Raw genomic sequence first — 17,810 nt, 5'->3', positions numbered from 1 at the left:
CGCTACAGCTCGATGACCATCGCTTCCTTCGCGGCGATGGTGGCCTTGCGGTGCTTGCGCACCTCGCGCAGCAGCTTGTCCATGCTCGCGTCGTCGCGGCCCGGGTCGTGGTGGAAGAGCACCAGCTGCTTCACCTCGCTGGCGTCCGCCGCGCGCACCGCCGCCTCCCAGGTGGAGTGGCCCCAGCCCGTGCGGGCCGGCCCGGTGCGGCCGCGGTACTCGTCCTCCGTGTACATGGAGTCGTAGATGAGCGCGTCCGCGCCGCGGGCGAAGTCGAACAGCTGCTGGTCCAGCGCGGTGCCGTGCTCCACGTCCGTCGCGTACACCAGCGAGCGCCCGCCGAAGTCCACGCGGTAGCCCACGTTGCCGCCCGGGTGGTTCAACTCCAGCGTGCGCACCGTGGCCTTGCCCACCGGGATGTCATCGCCCACCACCACGTCCCGGTACGCCAGGCGCGTGCGGAACACGTCCTCCGCCGTCACCGGGAAGTACGGGTGCACCATCTGCCCGGCCAATATCTGCTTGAGCGACTTGCCGTCCCGAGGCGACCCGTACAGCGTCACGTCGTTCGCCGGAGAGAACATCGGCGAGAAGAACGGCAGGCCCTGCAGGTGGTCGTAGTGGTAGTGCGAGATGAAGATGGACGCCTTGATGGGCTTTCGCGTCGCCACCAGCGCATCCCCCAGGCCGCGCGCTCCTGAGCCCAGGTCGAAGATGAGCAGCTCGTCCCCGCAGCGGACCTCCACGCATGGCGTGTTGCCGCCGTAGCGCTTCGTCGCGGGGCCGGGCGCGGGGATGGAACCGCGCACCCCCCAGAAGCGCACCTCGAAGCGCGCGGTGCTTCGCCGGGCCGGGCGCTCAGCCGGCCTTGGCTTCGGTGTCGTCGTCCTCCGCGAAGAGCTCAATCAGGTGCCCCGTACGCTCGCGCTTCGTCTTCAAATAGTCGACGTTATGCGGATTGTGCTCGGTCCGGGAAGGGATTCGACGCCGGACCGCCACACCTTCCTCCACCAGCCCGGCGATCTTCAGCGGGTTGTTGGTGATCAGGTCCACCGACCGCACATCCAGCGACCGCAGCATTTCCGCAGCGATGTCGTACGAGCGCAAGTCGTCGGCGAAGCCGAGCTGCCGGTTGGCCTCGTAGGTGTCCAGCCCCTTGGACTGCAGGGCGTAGGCCTTGATCTTGTTGCCCAGACCGATGCCCCGGCCCTCCTGGCGCAGGTACAGCACCACGCCCAGCCCGTTCTGGGCCACGAAGTCCAGCGCCCGGTCCAGCTGCTCGCGGCAGTCGCACTTGAGGCTGCCGAAGACTTCGCTCGTGAGGCACTCGGAGTGGATGCGCACCGGCACCCCCTCCAGCCCCTTGGGGTCACCCACCACCAGCGCCACGTGCTCACGCCCGTTGCGCTTGTCGCGGAAGACGATGGTCTTCAGCACCCCACGGGCCGTGGGCACGTCCGCCTCCGAGTACCGCTCCAGGTGCTGGGTCGGCTTGCGGGTCGGCAGGACCTGGGGTGAGCGCGTGTCGGACATGGTAGGTCGTCTCCCAAGGAGGGGGCCGTTACTTCTCGCCGCCCCGGATTCAAGTCAAGGTGACACCCGGAGGGGGTGTAGTGAAACCCGCCTGTTTGGATGCGGCGGACGTGGACTGCGTTGCTCAGGCGACCCACGACAGGGGGAGCAGCTCCACATGGGAGCCATCAGTCAAGCTGCTGGAGTCGTAGGGGAAGTGAAGCAAATGTGTGGCTGCCGCAGCTGAACGCAGGGCCCCCGACGTCTGAGTCCCCAGCGGTTTCGCCCACAGCTCGCCCGCCCGCCAGGTGGCCGTGACCCGCACGAAGTGGGCAAGCCCCGGGGCCTTGGACAGGCGCCCGTCCAGGCGGCCGGAGACGCGCGGGGGCTCCACGTCCTCCAACCCCTGGAGCCGGCGCAGGGCAGGGCGCACGAAGAGCTCGAACGTCACCAGCGACGACGTGGGATTGCCGGGCAGGCCCATGAACAGGGTGTGCCCCCGCTGCCCCACCACCAGCGGCTTGCCGGGCTTGATGGCCACGCGCCAGAAGCGCTGCTCCACGCCCAGGGCCTCCAGGGCGTCCTTCACGAAGTCGTGGTCGCCCACGGAGACGCCGGCGCTGGTGAGCACCACGTCGAAGCCCTCCACGCGCGACAGGGCCTCCTGGACGGCCTCCCGCGTGTCCCTGGCGATGCCCAGCAACGTGGGCACGCCGCCCGCGCGCCGCACCGCCAGGGCCAGCGCGGGGGCGTTGACGTCCACGATGCCGTCGCCAGGGGGCTCGTCCACCCGGCACAGCTCGTCACCGGTGGACAGCACCGCCACGCGCGGCCGGCGGGGCACCGGCACCGTGCCCTGGCCCTGCGCCCACAAGAGGCCCAGCTCCGGGATGCCCAGCGGGGTGCCGCGCCGCAGCAGCACGTCGCCTTCCTTCGCGTCCTCGCCCCGGGGGCGGATGAAGTTCCCCGGCACCACGGCCTCCAATATCTCCACGGCGTCCGGGGCGTCCGGCACCGCGCGGGTGCGCTCGCGCATTACCACCGCGTCCGCGCCCGGGGGAAGGGGCGCCCCGGTCATGATCCGCGCGCACGTGCCGGGGACGACCTCCCGGGTGGGGCGCCTGCCGGCGAACACCGTCTCGCCCACGGTGAGGCGCACGGGCAGGGGGCCCGCCAGGTCCCGGGCGCGCACCGCGTAGCCGTCCATGGCGGAGTTGTCCCAGGGGGGCAGGGTGCGGCGGGCGCGGACGTCCTCGGCCAGCGCGCGGCCCAGGGCGTCATCCCCGGGCACCCACTCGGTGGGCAGCGGCGTGCACAGCCCGAGGATCCGCGCGCGGGCCTCGTCCACCGGCAGCAATGCGGGGGTGTCGCTCATGCTGTTTTCCCACCCAAAGTCCGTGGGAAAATCAAGTGTTAGTTTGACAGCCCAGCTGATCATCGTTACAAGCAACCGTGATCGCGAGGCTCGCGTCCAACAGCAGGGGCGTCCCGCCAACCCGTTGATAGCACACGGGAAATTTCCAAGGAGACAGCGTCGATGGCCAAGCCCAAGTCCGGGGCGAAGAAGCCTACTCCCGCTGCAAAAGCCGGTGCGAAGCCTGCCGCGAAGAAGGACAACGCGGCCCGCCTGGATCTGATCAGGAACGCCTCGAAGAAGGTGGCGACGGCCGCGACGAAGGTCGTCAAGGCGGTCGCGGAAGGGGCGAAGGGAAAGGTCGCGGCGGCGAAGAAGGCGGTCGCGGAGAAGGTGGAGAAGGTCCCCGCGGTCGCCAAGAAGGCGGCGGCCAAGGCGGCTCCCCCCGCTTCCCCGGCGCCTCCGGCGAAGGCTGGCAAGGCCGCGCCCGCCGCGAAGGGTGCGGCCTCCGCGCCCGCCGCCGCTGGCAAGAAGGGCGCTGGCAAGGCGGGGGGCAAGGCCCCGTCGGCCGTCCCCTCCGGCCCCCCCGTGGAGAAGCCGCGCCCGCGCGCGACGAAGCTTCCCCCCGTGGGCGAGCCGCTCACGAAGCGTGAGATGGAGCAGCTGCTCACGGCCGGCGAGGGCCGCGGCGTGATGGGAGAGGGCAGCCTCAAGGGCCGCCTCATCCTCAGCGGCGAGCTGCCCCACCTGGTCGTCGTCGGCCGCGACAAGCGCGAGCTGACGTTCCTCTTGCAGGGGCCGGATCAGGAAGTGCTGCCGGCCTACGTGGACCACAAGGTCTCCGTGAGCGGGCTCATCAAGAAGACGACCAACCACAGCGGCGTGGTGGAAGTGCGCAAGTACTCCGCCAAGAAGCCGGAGGTGGAAGAGGTCGCGCCGCCGCCCGCGGACACGGAGCCGAAGCTGCGCTACCTGTCGCCCGGCGAGGTCTCCATGGCCGTCGCCGCGGGCATGGGCGCCGGCATCAAGGGCTTCGCCAGCATCCGGGGCAACCTGGAGATGATGGGCGAGGACTTCGTGCTCGTCGTCTCCAACGGGGGCACGCGCCAGCAGGTGTCCTTCGCCATCGAAGGCAAGGCGGCCGTGAAGAGCCTGCGCAAGCACGTGGGGCAGACGCTCCAGGTGACGGGCGTGGTGGACAAGACGTCCGGCTGGGGCGGGCGCATCACCGCGGAGACGGTGGAGCCGCGTCCGTCCGAGGCCCGCTCGGTGTCGCGCGACGAGATGGAGCTGGTCCACATCGAGGGCGAGGTGCCCACGTCCGTGGACGTGAAGCTCAACCACGGCCTCACCGTGCGCCTGCAGGAGCAGCCCGGCGCCACCTGGGCCATCGAGCCCACGCTGGCCAAGCGCGTGGGCCTGCGCGAGGCCAACTTCGAGCCGGGTCCCAACGGCAGCCCGGCCACCCGCGAGTTCTTCTTCACGCCGCGCAACCCCGGCAGCTTCGAAGTGGAGTTCTTCCTCGCCAAGGCGTTCACGCCGGGCGTGGTGGAGCGCTCCTTCAAGATCAACGTCACCGTCAAGCCCTGAGGGCTTGGACGCACGGGCCCTCCCCGGACCGCAAGGTCACCTGGGGAGGGCGAATGGGGCCCGGGGGGTTCCCGCCCGCACCCTTCGGGCTTACCCGTTCCCTCAGCGGCCTTGCCGCATCCCCACCGTGAGCCTTTCCCAAGACCACATCCGACAGCTGCTCGCCGAAGCCGACCATCCCCTGGGCTTGAAGGAACTCCTTCGCCTCGGGGGGCTGAACCCCGGCCAGCAGACCGATCTCAAGCGCGCCCTGCGTGAGCTGGTGCGCGCGGGCGTCATCGTCAAGGACGGCAAGCGCTTCCGCCTGGAGGGCCCGCGCACGCCCCGGGCGCCCGACGCTGACTCCGCGCCCCGCCGGGACCCGTCCACGCCTCCCTTCAAGAAGCGCGGCCCCACGCCGGGCAGCGGGCGCGAGGAGCGCCGGGGCGGCTTCCGGGAAGAGCGTCCCGGCTTCCAGGGGGGCGGCAACTTCCGGCGCTCGCTCCAGCGCGGCTCCCGGGACGACCGCTTCGAGGAGTCCGGGCAGCCCGAGGTGGAGGGCATCCTCCACATGCACCGGGACGGCTTCGGCTTCGTGCACCCGGTGTCCGGCGAGGGGGAGAACATCTTCCTGCCGCCCGGCGAGGCGCAGCGGGCGCTCGACAACGACCGCGTCCTCGTGGAGGTGGCGGGACGGCCGGGCCGCTTCGAGGGCCGGCTGGTGCGCGTGCTCAACCGGCGGCGCGAGCTGGCGGTGGGCACGTACGTGGCGCAGGGCCGGCACTCGCTGGTGATGACCACGGACACGAACCTCCCCGGTCCCATCCGCGTGCCGGCGACGCAGATGGCGCGCGACGGCGACCTGGTGAAGGTGCGGCTGGGCGTGGGCGCCGACCTGCTGGAGCCCGGGCAGGGGCTGTTCGGTGAGGTGGCCGGCTCGCTGGGCCGGCCGGGCGACCCGAGCGCGGAGGTGCTGGGCTCGGCCTTCGCCCATGGCTTCTCCGACGAGTTCCCGCCGGAGGTGATGGACGAGGCGGACGCGTTCGCGGTGAGGGTTACGGAGGCCGAGGCCACGGAGGGCAACCGCCGCGACCTGCGCTCGCTGCCGCTCATCACCATCGACGGCGAGGACGCGCGCGACTTCGACGACGCGGTCTACGCGGAGCCGCAGGCCGGCGGCTGGCGGCTGGTGGTGGCCATCGCGGACGTGTCGCACTACGTGAAGGAGCGCACCGCGCTGGACGCGGAGGCGCTCAACCGCGCGACGTCGGTGTACCTGCCGGACCGCGTGCTGCCCATGCTGCCGGAGCGGCTGTCCAACGGCATCTGTTCGCTGCGCCCGGATGAAGACCGGCTGTGCATGGTGGCGGACATGACGTTCGACCGCCACGGCCAGCGCCGCTCGCACGAGCTGTACCCGGCGGTGATGCGCAGCACGGCGCGCTGCACGTACAACGAGGTGCAGGACGTCCTGGACGGCAAGGACGTGCCGCACCGGAACTTCCTCAAGCCCCAGTTCGAGCAGCTGATGGCGCTGGCGCGCGCGCTGATGGGCATGCGCAAGGCGCGAGGCGCCATCGACTTCGACGTGCCCGAGCACAAGGTGGTGCTGGGCGAGGACGGCGTGCCGCTGCGCATGGAGAAGCGCGAGCGCAAGGACAGCCACCGGCTCATCGAGGAGTGCATGCTGGCCGCCAACGAGGCGGTGGCGACGTACTTCCAGGACGAGGGCCTGCCCACGGTGTACCGGTTCCACGGCGAGCCGGATCCGCAGAAGCTGGCCGCGTTCGCGGTGCTGGCGGAGGCGTACGGCTTCCACCTGAACGTGGAAGACGGCGTGTCGTCCAAGGAGCTGGACGCGTTCATCACGCAGCTGGAGGGACACCCGGAGCAGCGGGCCCTGAACCAGCTCCTGCTGCGCTCCATGATGCAGGCCGTCTACACGTCGACGCGCGTGGGGCACTACGGGCTCGCGGCGGAGAACTACCTGCACTTCACGTCGCCCATCCGGCGGTATCCGGACCTGCTGGTGCACCGCATCCTGAAGGCGGTGTGGGCACGCAAGGGCAAGCGGCCGTCGGAGTCGCAGCTGGAGCGCGAGGAGTCGAGCCTGGAGGGCATGGCGCAGCAGTGCTCCGAGCGCGAGCGCGCGGCCATGACGGTGGAGCGCGAGGTGGTGGCGTTCTACGCGGCCCTGATGATGAAGGACCGCGTGGGCGAGGAGTTCGACGCGACGGTGGCGGGCATCGCCGAGTTCGGCTTCTTCGTGGAGCTGGACGAGGTCCACGTCGAGGGCCTGGTGAAGGCGGAGACGCTGGGGCCGGGCTCCAAGCTGGACAAGCGCACGCACTCGCTCGTGTATTCGAATGGCCGGCGCGTGCGCGTGGGGCAGAAGCTGCGCGTGCGGCTGCTGTCCGCGAACACGACGTCGCGGAAGATCGACTTCGAGCCGCTCCAGTTCGAGGACGAGGCCCCGCTCCAGCGGGCCACCGGAGCGCGGCCGCCCATGCGCCGCCGCGAGTACGCGAACGAAGCGCCGGGCCGTCACGCCGGGGCCCGGCACGAACGCCCGGGCCGCCCTGAGCGGGAGACCGCGAAGACGGGCCGCACGCCGTGGCGCAAGCCCGTGGCGGGAGAGGCCTCCGACGCGGAGCAGTGGAAGTCGCTCGCGGAGGCGGAGCAGACCCCGTTCGGCGTGAAGGCGTGGGAGCCGCCCACGGCCGAGGACGTCGCGTCGGAGGACGCCGCGGCGCTCTCCGGATACGGCAGCGAAGCCTCGGAGGAAGAGGCGGCCCGGCCGCGTCCGCGCGGGCGGTTCAGCCGGGAAGGGCGCCGCGAGGAGGCCGCGCCCGCGCGGACTACCTCCCGCTTCCTGCGTGCCCGTCCGGAAGAGGCCCTCGCGCCGAAGGCCGAGCCGGCCACCCCGGCCAAGGGCAAGCGCCGGGTCATCCGTCCCTCGCTGCCCGCGTCCGAAGAAGGCACTGAATCCGGCGCCTCGGAGGCGCTGGCCAGCGCGGACCGCTTCGGCGACGAGGCCCCACACAACGCCAGGCGTACGCGCGAGACCTTGGGCACGGACCGCTTCGGCGACGAGGCCCCGCGCAAGGGCAAGAGCACCCAGGAGGCCTGGGACGCGGAGCGCTCGGGGGACGAGGCCGCTCCGCGTGCGACGACGCCTCGCGAGGACTTCACGCCGGCCTTTGACGCGGATGACAGCGCCCCGGCCGCTTCACCGCACCCGGGCTTCGACCGGATCCGCGCGCTGGCCGCGCAGCGGGGCCAGCTCTCCACGGGCGCGGCTCCGGGGCGCGCTGGCGCGTCCAAGAAGGTCCGCAAGTCGGCCGCGGGCGCGAGTGGCCGTGCGAAGCCCTCGAAGAAGGCCGCGCCGGGGAAGAAGTCCGGCGGGTCGAAGGGCGCGGGCAAGACGCCGGGGCGCGGAGCCCCGGGCAAGCGCAAGCGCTGAACGCGGGGCCGGGACGCCCGGCCGCGCCGCCGTTCCACTCAAGGAGGCCGTGTGGGTGCTGTGCGAATCGTGGGGTTGATGCTGGCGGTGGCGGGCGGGGTGCTGCTGTTCACCGGGCTCAAGGCGCGGGACTCGCTCACCGAACGCGCCACCGAGCTCATCACCGGCCGCAACACCGAGCAGACCACGCTGTACGTCGCGGGCGGCGGCGCCGCGCTCGTGGGCGGCATCTTGCTGGCCCTCTTCGGGGGAGGACGAGGCCGGCGTTAGGCCCCGTCCCCACCACCCGGACTACTTGTTGGAGGCCTGCGCGGCCTTGGCGCGCTTGGTCGCCTCGCCGAACTGCTTGGTGGACTCGTTGGCCTGGGCCGTCAGCTCCTCGATGCGCTTGGCGTGCGCCGCGGAGCTGGCCTTGGCGGCGGCGACGCGCTCCGCGGCCTGCGGATCCACGACGGCCTTCTTGCCCTTCTCCGGCTTGGGCGGCGTGGCGGCCTCGACGGCCTCCTGATCAGCGGCCTGCTGCAGCGCCTTCTCATGCTCGATGTACTTGAACATCACGATGCGCTTGTTGAGGTACGTGTTGGGCAGGTCCGGGTTGATGGCGATGACCTGGTCATACGTCTTCAGCGCGAGATCCAGCTCCGAGGGGACCGCGGGGGCGGACATGGAGCGGGCGCCACCGCGCTGCGCGTGGACCTCCGCGATCCAGCTGAGCGCGTCGGTGTCCTTCGGGTTGATCTTGAGGCACTCCTGGAAGTACTGCTCCGCCTTCTCCAGCGGGCCGTTCTTCGCGTACATCGCCGCGACGTTGCGGTAGGCCTCGGCCTTGTCCTGGGGCGTCTTCGCGAAGTCCACCAGCTTCAGCGCGGCCTCCGCGGCCTCGTCCGTCCGGCCCGCCTGGATGAGCGCGAAGGCCTTCTTCTCCCAGACCTTCTCCTGGGTCGGGTCGATCTTCAGCGACTCGTCCAGCTCCTTCACCGCCTCCGCGTAGTTCTTGTCGGCGAGGAAGTTGGTGCCCTTGATCCGGTGCTCCTTGGCCTTCTCCGCCTTCTCGTCGCCACAGCCGAAGGACCCGCCCAGGGTCAGCAGACCCAGCATCAAACCCACGCTACCCAGCCGCTTCATGCCCAAAGCCTTTCGTGAAGTTCCAGGGGGCACGTCCCAGGCGGGGGCCCCACGTGGCGCGGAATATACCCGAACTCGCTTCGTGAACCCCCCGTCCTGAAGGCCCGGTCCCTCCTCGGGCGGCCCCGTCCGGCGGGGGCCTCAGGAGCGGGAACGCGCGACCAGGGAGACGAGCAGGGGCGCGCCCAGGGCGGCTGTCACCACTCCCACGGGCAATTCACGCCCTGGGAGGATCACCCGCGCCGACGCATCGCACAATGCGAGGAACGCGGCGCCCACCACCACGGAGCCGGGCAGCAGCACGCGGCGGCTAACCCCCAGCGTCCGGCGCACGAGGTGCGGGACGATGAGCTCCACGAAGGCGATGGGGCCACACCACGCGACACAGGCGGCCACGCCCAGCGCCCCCAGGCCAATGGCCACCGTGCGCACGCGGCGGACGGGGACGCCCTGGGACTCGGCGTGTTCCTCTCCGGCGATGAACACCTCCAGCGCGCGGGTGAGGGCGAGCAGCCCCACGACCGTGACGGCCGCGAACGGCGTGAGGAGCAGCACGCCCGAATAGCCCACCTGCGGCAGGTGCCCCAGGGACCAGCGCGTGGCGGCCATCAGCTCCGCGGAGTCCGCGGAGAACTGCAACCCGGTGGCGAGCGCGCCCGCCGCCATGGAGCAGGCGATGCCGGCGAGCACCACGTCGTTCATCCGCACGCGGCGGCCCGCGGCGATGGCGGCCACCACCAGGCTGACGCCCAGCGCCCCCACGAAGGCCGCGGCGGTGATCAGCGGCAGGCCGCCCGGAGCGAGCCGGGCCCCCAGGATGATGGCCACCAGCGCGCCCAGGGTGGCTCCCGCCGTGGTGCCCACGGTGCTGGGCGCGGCGAGCGGGTTCGCGAAGAGGGACTGGTACACGGCGCCCACCAGCGACAGCGTGCCGCCCACCAGCATGGCCATCAGCGTGCGGGGCACGCGCAGCTGCCAGAAGATGAAGTCCGCCGAGTCGGCGGAGAACCCCGGGCCGATGAACGGCGCCACCGCGCACGCGGCCAGGCAGACGGCCAGCAGGATCCAGACCTTCACGGGGCGCCTCCGCTCCGGGGCAGTCCCACGAAGACGCGGTGTCCGTCCACGGCCGTCGCGAGCATGCGCACGCCGAACAGCTCGCCCAGCCGCTCCCCCAGGTCGGGGGCGTCGTGAGACAGCTCGAAGGCCACGCGGCCCTGGAACAGGCCCACGACGCGGGGCGCGCGCGTGCCCGGAGCGTGGGCGTGCGAGAGCACGTTGACGTCGTGGGTGACGCAGAGGATGCCGCGCCCCGCGCGCCACAGGTGCCCCATGCGCGTGTACAGCTCCAGCTGGTGCGCGGGGTCCAGGAAGTTGGCGGGCTCGTCCAGTAGCACCAGCGGGGTCTCCTGTGCGAGCAGCCCCGCCACCGCCACGCGCTGCCGCTCGCCGCCGGACAGCTCCGTGATGGGCCGCATGGCGAAGGACCCGGCGCCCACTTCCGCGAGCGCCTTGTGCGCCGCCGTCTCGGAGGCGCGGCGGGATTCGGGGAAGCGGTAGCGCGCGGAGACGACCTGCTCCAGCGCGGTGATGGGCTCCGCCGCTTCCAGCCGTTGGGGCAGCCACGCGAGCCGCGCCGCGCGCTCCCGGGGGGAGAGCTCCGACACGTCCTGTCCGTCCACGAGCGCATGGCCCGAGTCCGGCCGCAGCAGGCCCAGCGCCACGCGCAGCAGCGTGGACTTGCCCGCGCCGTTGGGCCCGACGATGGCGACGAAATCTCCGGGGGCCACGCGCAGGGACACGCAGTCCAGCAGCGTCCGTCCCCGCGCCCGCACCGTCACCGCGTCCAGCGTGAGCCCGGTCGTCATCGCGAGGAGGGCAGGGTGCCCAGGGCGGCATGGAGCCGCTCGACGACGTCGAGGATGGCGGGCCCGGTGGACTGCACGTCGGAGCCGATGACCAGCCGCACCCGGTCCTCCCGCGCAGCGCGCAGGGCGGTGAGCTGCTTCCACGGGGCCAGGGCCCGGGCCTGCTGCTCCGCGTCCAGGGCCGGCACGTTGACGAGCACCAGCACCGCGTCCGGATCCAGCGCGATGACCCCTTCCAGCGACAGGTTGGGAGGCCCGGTGCGCTCGTCGGAGACCGCGTTGCGCGCGCCCGCGGCCTCCAGCGCGGCGCCGTGCAGCGACGCGCGCTTCATGTACCAGACCTCCGACAGCGTGCCCGCGACGTCGCCCAGGACGAGCAGCACGCGGGGAGCGTCCTTCGGCGCGGGGCGGGACAGCGTGCGCTGGAGCCGCTCCGCGAGCGCCGCGGCCTGGGGCTCGCGGCCACTCAGGCGGCCCAGCTCCTTCACGCTGTCCACGACCTCCTGGAGCGACGTCCACGGCAGCACCTTCAGCGGCGCGAGCGCGGACAGCGCCTCCGCCGGGGCCTGCTTCACCTGCTGATCCACGAGCAGCGTCGGCTTGAGCCTCGCGATGGCCTCGAAGTTGGGCGCGAACGTGGTGCCCACCTTCGGCAGGGCGGGGGTGCCCTCGGGCAGGGTGGTGTAGTCGGACACTCCCACGAGCTGCGCGCCCGCGCCCAGGGCGAAGAGCGTCTCCGTGACGGACGGCGACAGGGAGACGATCCGCCGCGCCTGGGGCTCCGGGGCGGGGGGCGCCGGACGCTGGCAGCCCGCCGCGAGCGCGAGCACCACGCAGAGCAGGGAGGGGAGGCGGAAGAGACTCATGGGCGGGCCGACTTCTAGCACGCGGGTCGTAGGAAGCGGCGTCTGGGTTTCGCGTGGGGGGCGCGCATATCCTGCGAACTCCTCACAGGGGGAATACCCGGACATGGCCTGGATGAATCTGTCTTCGCGCGCGCTCTGCGCCGCGGCGTTGCTTTGCACTACCTCGGCCCTTGCCGCGTCGCCGTTCGCGGAAGGGATGATCTCCATCACGTTGGATGACGGCTGGAGCACGCAGTACACGCTGGCACGGCCGGCGCTGAAGTCGCGGGCCATCCCCGCCACGTACTACCTGGTCACGGATGCCGTCGCGCAGGGCTGGGGCGGCTACATGACCCTCGCGCAGGTCCAGACGCTCAAGGCGGAGGGCAATGAGATCGCCAGCCACACGCGCACGCACGCGGACCTCACCACGCTGACGCCGGCGCAGCTGACGTCGGAGCTGCACGACTCACGCGCATGGTTGCAGGCGAACGTGGGGGCGGCGTGCGGCAAGGACTTCGCGTCACCCTACGGCGCGTACAACGCGACGGTGATGACGGCGCTGAAGGCGGAGTACTCCAGCCACCGGACCATCAACGCGGGCCGCAACTACCGCGACACGGTCGTCTACGAGCTGCGCGCCAACGACGTGTCGAGCGCGGTGACGGTGGCGCAGGTGAAGGGGTGGATCAACCAGGCCATCGCGGAGAAGAGCTGGCTCATCATCCTCTTCCACGAGTTCACCAGCGGCACGCCCACGCGGGAGACGCAGTACAAGACGACGAACTTCACCAGCATCCTCAACTACGTGCAGTCCACGGGCATCCGCACCGTGACGGTGGAGCAGGGGCTGGCGCTGACGGACGGCCTCACGGAGGCGCCTCCGTCGGTGGGCACGGTCGTCTACGACGACGCGATGGGCAGCGGCTTCCAGGACTGGAGCTGGGCGACGCACGACCTGGACCAGGCCGTCACGGTGCACTCCGGGTCCACGGCGGTGGGCTTCGAACCGGACTACTGGGAGGCGCTGATGTTCCACCACACGGGCCTGGACCTGTCGCAGTACCAGTCCATCGACCTCTGGGTGCACGGAGGCACGACGGGCGGGCAGCAGGTGCGGCTGGCGCTCTACAACGGCGGCACGCCGCTGGGCAGCATCAACCTGGAGACGGCGCTGGGGCACCCCATCGCGGCGGGCACCTGGCAGAAGGTCTCCATCCCGCTGAGCACCCTGGGCGCGACGTCCGGCACGGTGGATGACTTCTACGTGATGGACGACTCCGGTTCGGATCAGGGCACCGTGTACGTGGACGACTTCGTGCTCGTGCCGTACTGAGCCGCGGTGCTGCAACCGCGCGCGCCGGTGTCCGCTCCGGCGCGCGCTTGAAGGCTGCGGGGCCTACAGCTTGATCAGCTCCACGTCATCCATGTGGATGACGTTGGAGCCGTTGTGGGCCGGCGACTTGCTGTGCAGGCCGAACTCCAGGTAGCCGTTGGTGACGTTGACGGCGGGCGTCTCCACCAGCGTGTAGTTGCCGTAGGTGCCCAGGTTGGTGATGGCCGCGGCGCAGTCTCCGCAGGTCTTCACCTGGAAGCGCGCGAAGTCGAACGTGCCTCCCTTGCGGAACCAGGCGCGCAGCTTGTAGTTGCCCGACGCCAGGCCCGACTTGGTCTGGTACGTCCACGCCTCGTAGGCCGCCGCCGACGTCCAGTGCGTCAGGTGGAAATTGCCCGAGTGCCCGCCGTTGTACGTCTCCGAGAACGCCGCCGCCGCCGTGCCGTTCGGGCTCCAGGTGTTCCAGCCCGTCATGCCGCTCTCGAAGCCGGGGTTCGTCAACGTCAGCGGCTGCGTGGTGCCCGGCTGGTACCAGCGCACCCACTCCACCTCCATCGTCTTCCTGGCGCCCCAGGGCAGGTCGATGGCGTCCGGCGACGGGTGGCCGTACCAGACGCCTCCCAGCGCCAGGTTCAGCAGCAGGTAGTGGTTCTGCTGGAACTCCGTCTCGTTGTGGTTGAACGTCGCCGTGGACACGAAGTCCTTGTCCAGGCGGAACACGATGGTGTTCGCCGTCCACTCCACCTCGTACGTGTGGAAGTCCTGCGACAGGTCCACGCCGCGGCTCGCGCCCGTGCCCCAGTCCGCGTTGCCGCCGTTGTACCAGTGCAGCGCGGACTTCATCCACGTGGGCTCCGTGGACTTCCACTCCAGGATGTCGATCTCCCCCGCGCCCGGCCATCCCGCGCTCTGCACGTTCGCGCCCAGCGTCCAGAACGCCGGCCACATGCCGTAGCCCGGCGGGATCTTGATGCTCGCGACAATCTTTCCGTAGCGCCCCTCCACCTTGCCCTTGGTGTGGATGCGGCCGGAATAGAACGAGCGGTAGTTGCCCGGGCAGTGCGAGTCCGTGGGGTTGTCCGCCGTGCGCTCCGCCGTGATGACCAGCTTGCCGTTGCCCACCGTCACGTTCTGCGCGCGCGGGAACTCCAGCTCACCCGTGCCGAAGTTGCAGTTGTTGAGCAGCGGATCCCAGTTGCTCGTCAGCACGGTCCACGCGCCCGTGTTCAACGCCGTGCCCGTGAAGTCGTCCTGCCACGCCAGCGACCAGCCCGCGCCCGGGTCGTACGCGCGCTCGCCCTGCTGCGTCTGGCCGTAGCCTTCCGCCTCCACCGGGGCGGCGGCTTCCGGCTCCGGTGAACAGCCGGAGAGGGTGGTCAGGAGTCCTGCGGCGACGAGGCCTGCTCGAAGGGGGCGGTGCATGAATGCTCCGGGGAAGGGGGAGCATTCATATTTGCCGGTTCTGACGTGCCTTGCCAGGAAGTCAGGAGGTGGCTCAACCCAGCCACTGTGGGTTCTGGACGGTCCCGTCGAAGTGGTGGCTCGTCTTGTACTTCTCGAAGGCGCCGTCCTTGGCCGCGTCCTTCGTCTTGGCGAGCAGCGCCTGCACGTCCTTCTCGCTCAGGGGCTTGAAGGTGCGCGCGGCGGTGAGGGCCTGCTGCAGGCGCTCCTGCGAGTCGATGCCGGTGATGACCACGCTGACGGGCAGGGACAGGTTGTAGCGCAGGCACTCGGGCGCGGTGACGGTCTTGCTGTCGAGGATGAATGGGTCGCCCATGCTCTTCATGGCGAGCACTCCGATGCCCTCCTTCACGAGCACCGGGAGCACTCGCTTCTCGAAGCTGTTGAAGTGGGCGTCCATCACGTTGAGGGGCAGCTGCACGGTGTCGAAGCGGAAGCCGTGCTGCTTCGCCGTCTCCAGCATCTTCAGGTGGATGTCCGGGGACTTGTGCCCGGTGAAGCCCAGGAAGCGCGCCTTGCCGGCCTTCTGCGCGTCCTTCATCGCCTCGATGGCGCCGCCTTCGGCGAAGGCCTTGTCCGGATCATTGTCGCGGATGACCTCGTGGAGCTGGAGCAGGTCCACGTGGTCCGTCTGGAGGCGCTGGAGGGATTCGTCGATCTGCTTCGCGGCGGTCTTCTTGTCGCGACCGTCGATCTTCGTCATCAGGAAGGCCTTGGCGCGGTAGCCGTCGCGCAGCGCCTTGCCCATGCGCTCCTCGCTCTTGCCGTCGTTGTAGTCCCAGCAGTTGTCCAGGAAGTTGATGCCCTGGTCCAACGCGCCCCGGATGAGCGTGATGCTCTCCGACTCGTCCTTCTGCTTGCCGATGTGGAAGCCCCCGAGCCCCACACAGGACACCTCCTGGCCGGTGCGGCCCAGCTTGCGGCGGGGCACGGCGGGCGCGCTCTTCGCCTTCGCGGGCGTGGCCCCCAGCACGGGCGGAGCAACCATCAGCGACAGCGTCGCGGCGAGGAATTCCTTCCGGGTCATGTCAGGGCGTCCTTCCAGAGGGACAGGTGGCGTCTGGGAGGCCGACGTTGGGACCGCTCGGGGCCGGGGACAACGGGCGCCGGGGCCGAATGTGCAGGAGCCACCGCTGCACGGTGGGTGTGCAGGGCGGGCGGGTGCCGCATAATCGACATCCGCATGCGCATCCCCCTCCTTGTGCGGCGCGTGGGTCCGCTCCTCGCGCTGATCCTCCTGGCCGCGTGCCGCATCGAATCCGCCGCGCCGTCGGGAGGCGCCGCCGTGGCGCAGGCCTCGACCCCGGCCGGCGAGGTGTGGGTCTACACGTCGATGTACCGGCACGTGCTGGATGCGCTGGAGCCGTTGCTGAAGGAGCGGCTGCCCGGTGTGCAGGTGCACTGGTACCAGGCAGGCAGCGAGAAGGTGGCCAGCCGCCTGGAGGCGGAGCGGGCCGCGGGCGCGGTGCGCGCGGACGTGCTGATGACGTCGGATCCGTTCCTCTACGAGCGGCTGGCGCGGGAAGGCGCGTTCCTGCGCTACGCCTCCGTGAACGCGCTGCGCATTCCCCACACGCTGCTGGACCTGGACGCGAGGTACGCGGCGGTGCGGCTGTCCACGATGGTGCTGGTGCACCGCGTGGGCGCGGGCGAGGCGCCGAAGTCGTTCGCAGCGCTGGTGGACGGAAGCTGGAAGGGAAGGGCGGCCATTGGTGATCCGCTCACGTCGGGCACCGCGTTCACGTGGGCGGTGTTCCTGCACGCGAAGCGCGGGGATGCGTACTTCGCGGGGCTGAGGGAGAAGGGCGCGGTGGTGGCGGGAGGCAACGCGGCGGTGCTCCAGAAGGTGGAGAGCGGCGAGGTGGACGCGGGCGTGCTGCTGCTGGAGAACGCGCTGGCGGCGAAGGCAAAGGGCAGTCCCATCGAGGTCATCTGGCCGGAGGACGGCGCGGTGGTCATCCCCGGGCCGGTGGGGCTGTTCGCATCGACTCGCAACCCGGTGGCGGCGAAGGCCCTGGTGGACGTGCTGCTGTCACCGGAGGGCCAGCGCATCATCGTGGAGAAGGGGGACATGCACGCGGTGGATCCGCGCCTGGGCGGGCCCCGTGGAGAGCCCGGAGTCGAAGGGCTGCTGGGCCGCGCGCAGGCGTGGACTCCGGAGGTGTTGGAGCAGGGCCTGCTGCACGGTGGCGACATCAAGGAAGCCTTCAGCCGGGCCTTCGCGCGATGAGGGGCCGGTGGATTGCGTTGGCCGCGTGGCTGGTGCCGCTGCTGTTGTTCGCGGTGGTGCCGGTCGTGGCGCTGCTCGTCCGGGGCGTGGGTGCGGCGACGGGCGGGCTGGGGCACGTGCTCGCGGCGGAGTCCGGGGCGCTGGTGAACACGCTGGGTATCTCCCTGGGCGCGACCGTATGGGCGCTGTGCCTGGGTGCTCCGCTGGCGTTCCTCCTGTTCCGCACGGACCTGCCCCTGCGTGGCGCGTTCACCGTGCTGTTCACGCTGCCTTCCGCCATCCCCGCGTTCATCTGGGGCATGGGATGGCTGTCGCTCGCGAGCCCCCGCGCGGGCTATCTGAACCGCATGCTGGGTGCGGACGTGTTCGACCTCTATGGCGCGGCGGGCATCGCGTTCGTGGAGGGCCTGTCGGGCCTGCCGCTGGTGCTGCTCGCGGGGGCGGCGGCCCTGCGGCGCGTGGACCCCGCGCTGGAAGAGGCAGCGCGCGTGTGTGGCGCTTCGCCGCTTCGCGCCCTCCTGAACACCACGGTGCCCCTGGTGCTGCCCGCGCTGTTGTCGGGCGCGGTGATGGTGTTCCTCATGGCCGCGTCGTCCTTCGGCGTGCCGTACCTGCTGGGCGTGTCGGCGTCGCCGCCCACTCACGTCCTCACCACCCGCATCTATGAACTGGTGCTGCTGGGCAGCGAGGAGGGCTTGCCGCGTGCCTCGGTGCTCGCGTCGTTCCTCCTGCTGCTCACCCCGCTGGCGCTCGGCCTGACCTGGGTGCTGGGCCGGAGTGGGCGCGTGCGATTGAGCGCGGGCAAGGGCGTGTCTCCGCGCGTGCTCGCGCTGGGGACCTGGCGGCCGTGGGCGCTCATGGGGGTGGGCATGGTGGGCGGGGGGCTGGTGGTCCTGCCTCTGGCGGCCATCCTGCTGACGTCGCTGCAACGCAGCTTCGGCGCGGCGCTGACGTGGGACACGCTGACGCTGTCGCACTGGTCCGGGGTGTTGTGGGACGCGCGCACGCCTGTCCCTTATACACATCTCCGAGCCCACGAGGCATGCG

At 71.0% G+C, this 17,810-nt stretch carries 15 protein-coding genes; 6 read left to right on the top strand and 9 right to left on the bottom strand.

Going from position 1 to position 17,810, the window contains the following annotated elements:
- Window positions 1-2 precede the first annotated feature (2 nt).
- The 3 genes from D7W79_RS13605 to D7W79_RS13595 all read right to left on the bottom strand — a co-directional run bounded on the left by D7W79_RS13605 (window position 3) and on the right by D7W79_RS13595 (window position 2,887).
- Window positions 3-824 carry an MBL fold metallo-hydrolase gene (locus D7W79_RS13605; protein WP_120525804.1) on the bottom strand — a complete coding sequence of 274 codons (822 nt, stop codon included), beginning with the start codon at window positions 822-824 and terminating at the stop codon, window positions 3-5.
- Window positions 825-858: 34 nt separating this feature from the next.
- On the bottom strand, window positions 859-1,533 hold the full coding sequence (gene ribA / locus D7W79_RS13600) for a GTP cyclohydrolase II (RefSeq protein WP_120525803.1): 675 nt from the start codon (window positions 1,531-1,533) through the stop codon (window positions 859-861).
- Window positions 1,534-1,657: 124 nt separating this feature from the next.
- Complete coding sequence (locus D7W79_RS13595) at window positions 1,658-2,887, bottom strand: molybdopterin molybdotransferase MoeA (protein WP_120525802.1); 1,230 nt, start codon at window positions 2,885-2,887, stop codon at window positions 1,658-1,660.
- A 162-nt stretch (window positions 2,888-3,049) separates the two neighbouring features.
- Between D7W79_RS13595 and D7W79_RS13590 the strand changes: the two genes are divergently transcribed.
- The 3 genes from D7W79_RS13590 to D7W79_RS13580 all read left to right on the top strand — a co-directional run bounded on the left by D7W79_RS13590 (window position 3,050) and on the right by D7W79_RS13580 (window position 8,168).
- Window positions 3,050-4,456: a protease inhibitor I42 family protein gene (locus tag D7W79_RS13590; protein ID WP_120525801.1), complete on the top strand. Its 1,407-nt coding sequence runs from the start codon at window positions 3,050-3,052 to the stop codon at window positions 4,454-4,456.
- Window positions 4,457-4,583: 127 nt separating this feature from the next.
- Window positions 4,584-7,898 (top strand): ribonuclease R, encoded by a 3,315-nt coding sequence (gene rnr / locus D7W79_RS13585; RefSeq protein ID WP_120525800.1) that lies wholly within the window; start codon window positions 4,584-4,586, stop codon window positions 7,896-7,898.
- Between the two features lie 51 nt (window positions 7,899-7,949).
- Window positions 7,950-8,168, top strand: coding sequence for a DUF3185 family protein (locus tag D7W79_RS13580; RefSeq protein ID WP_171415907.1), 219 nt, complete (start codon window positions 7,950-7,952; stop codon window positions 8,166-8,168).
- Window positions 8,169-8,189: 21 nt separating this feature from the next.
- Here the strand turns inward: D7W79_RS13580 and D7W79_RS13575 are convergent, their stop codons facing one another.
- The 4 genes from D7W79_RS13575 to D7W79_RS13560 all read right to left on the bottom strand — a co-directional run bounded on the left by D7W79_RS13575 (window position 8,190) and on the right by D7W79_RS13560 (window position 11,757).
- Window positions 8,190-9,023, bottom strand: a complete 834-nt coding sequence (locus tag D7W79_RS13575) for a tetratricopeptide repeat protein (protein ID WP_120525798.1) — start codon at window positions 9,021-9,023, stop codon at window positions 8,190-8,192.
- Window positions 9,024-9,164: 141 nt separating this feature from the next.
- The gene (locus tag D7W79_RS13570) at window positions 9,165-10,100 is read right to left on the bottom strand and encodes a FecCD family ABC transporter permease (RefSeq protein WP_120525797.1); all 936 of its coding nucleotides are present in this window, start codon (window positions 10,098-10,100) and stop codon (window positions 9,165-9,167) included.
- Entirely contained in the window at window positions 10,097-10,891 is a 795-nt protein-coding gene (locus D7W79_RS13565) for an ABC transporter ATP-binding protein (RefSeq protein ID WP_120525796.1), read from the bottom strand. Before D7W79_RS13565 ends, D7W79_RS13570 begins: the two co-directional genes overlap by 4 nt.
- Entirely contained in the window at window positions 10,888-11,757 is an 870-nt protein-coding gene (locus tag D7W79_RS13560; protein ID WP_120525795.1) for an ABC transporter substrate-binding protein, read from the bottom strand. The genes D7W79_RS13565 and D7W79_RS13560 overlap by 4 nt, the downstream gene beginning before the upstream one ends.
- A gap of 112 nt (window positions 11,758-11,869) precedes the next feature.
- On the opposite strand from D7W79_RS13560, the gene D7W79_RS13555 reads away from it, so the two are divergent.
- Window positions 11,870-13,072: a polysaccharide deacetylase family protein gene (locus D7W79_RS13555; protein WP_244221756.1), complete on the top strand. Its 1,203-nt coding sequence runs from the start codon at window positions 11,870-11,872 to the stop codon at window positions 13,070-13,072.
- A 63-nt stretch (window positions 13,073-13,135) separates the two neighbouring features.
- Here D7W79_RS13555 and D7W79_RS13550 read toward each other — a convergent pair whose 3' ends face one another.
- Window positions 13,136-14,494 carry a glycoside hydrolase family 16 protein gene (locus D7W79_RS13550; protein WP_120525793.1) on the bottom strand — a complete coding sequence of 453 codons (1,359 nt, stop codon included), beginning with the start codon at window positions 14,492-14,494 and terminating at the stop codon, window positions 13,136-13,138.
- Between the two features lie 73 nt (window positions 14,495-14,567).
- Window positions 14,568-15,560 carry an aldo/keto reductase gene (locus tag D7W79_RS13545; protein ID WP_120525792.1) on the bottom strand — a complete coding sequence of 331 codons (993 nt, stop codon included), beginning with the start codon at window positions 15,558-15,560 and terminating at the stop codon, window positions 14,568-14,570.
- 156 nt (window positions 15,561-15,716) lie between these two features.
- Here D7W79_RS13545 and D7W79_RS13540 point away from each other — a divergent pair, with 156 nt between their 5' ends.
- Complete coding sequence (locus tag D7W79_RS13540) at window positions 15,717-16,763, top strand: ABC transporter substrate-binding protein (protein WP_120525791.1); 1,047 nt, start codon at window positions 15,717-15,719, stop codon at window positions 16,761-16,763.
- Window positions 16,760-17,810, top strand: a 1,051-nt coding sequence (locus tag D7W79_RS13535; protein WP_147441915.1) for an ABC transporter permease, incomplete at its 3' end; no start/stop codon positions are given. The genes D7W79_RS13540 and D7W79_RS13535, both read left to right, overlap by 4 nt.

This window comes from Corallococcus exercitus, from assembly GCF_003611585.1.
GTDB classification, from domain to species: domain Bacteria; phylum Myxococcota; class Myxococcia; order Myxococcales; family Myxococcaceae; genus Corallococcus; species Corallococcus exercitus.
Note: the sequence above shows the minus strand (reverse complement) of the source record. Positions and strands in the feature narration are given on the sequence as shown.

Bases quoted from the DNA above. Each gene is read 5' to 3' on its own strand.
- D7W79_RS13550 (WP_120525793.1), bottom strand. From the start codon at position 14,494: ATGCACCGCCCCCTTCGAGCAGGCCTCGTCGCCGCAGGACTCCTGACC.
- D7W79_RS13595 (WP_120525802.1), bottom strand. From the start codon at position 2,887: ATGAGCGACACCCCCGCATTGCTGCCGGTGGACGAGGCCCGCGCGCGG.
- D7W79_RS13545 (WP_120525792.1), bottom strand. From the start codon at position 15,560: ATGACCCGGAAGGAATTCCTCGCCGCGACGCTGTCGCTGATGGTTGCT.
- D7W79_RS13590 (WP_120525801.1), top strand. From the start codon at position 3,050: ATGGCCAAGCCCAAGTCCGGGGCGAAGAAGCCTACTCCCGCTGCAAAA.
- D7W79_RS13565 (WP_120525796.1), bottom strand. From the start codon at position 10,891: ATGACGACCGGGCTCACGCTGGACGCGGTGACGGTGCGGGCGCGGGGA.
- D7W79_RS13560 (WP_120525795.1), bottom strand. From the start codon at position 11,757: ATGAGTCTCTTCCGCCTCCCCTCCCTGCTCTGCGTGGTGCTCGCGCTC.
- D7W79_RS13555 (WP_244221756.1), top strand. From the start codon at position 11,870: ATGAATCTGTCTTCGCGCGCGCTCTGCGCCGCGGCGTTGCTTTGCACT.
- ribA (WP_120525803.1), bottom strand. From the start codon at position 1,533: ATGTCCGACACGCGCTCACCCCAGGTCCTGCCGACCCGCAAGCCGACC.
- D7W79_RS13540 (WP_120525791.1), top strand. From the start codon at position 15,717: ATGCGCATCCCCCTCCTTGTGCGGCGCGTGGGTCCGCTCCTCGCGCTG.
- D7W79_RS13575 (WP_120525798.1), bottom strand. From the start codon at position 9,023: ATGAAGCGGCTGGGTAGCGTGGGTTTGATGCTGGGTCTGCTGACCCTG.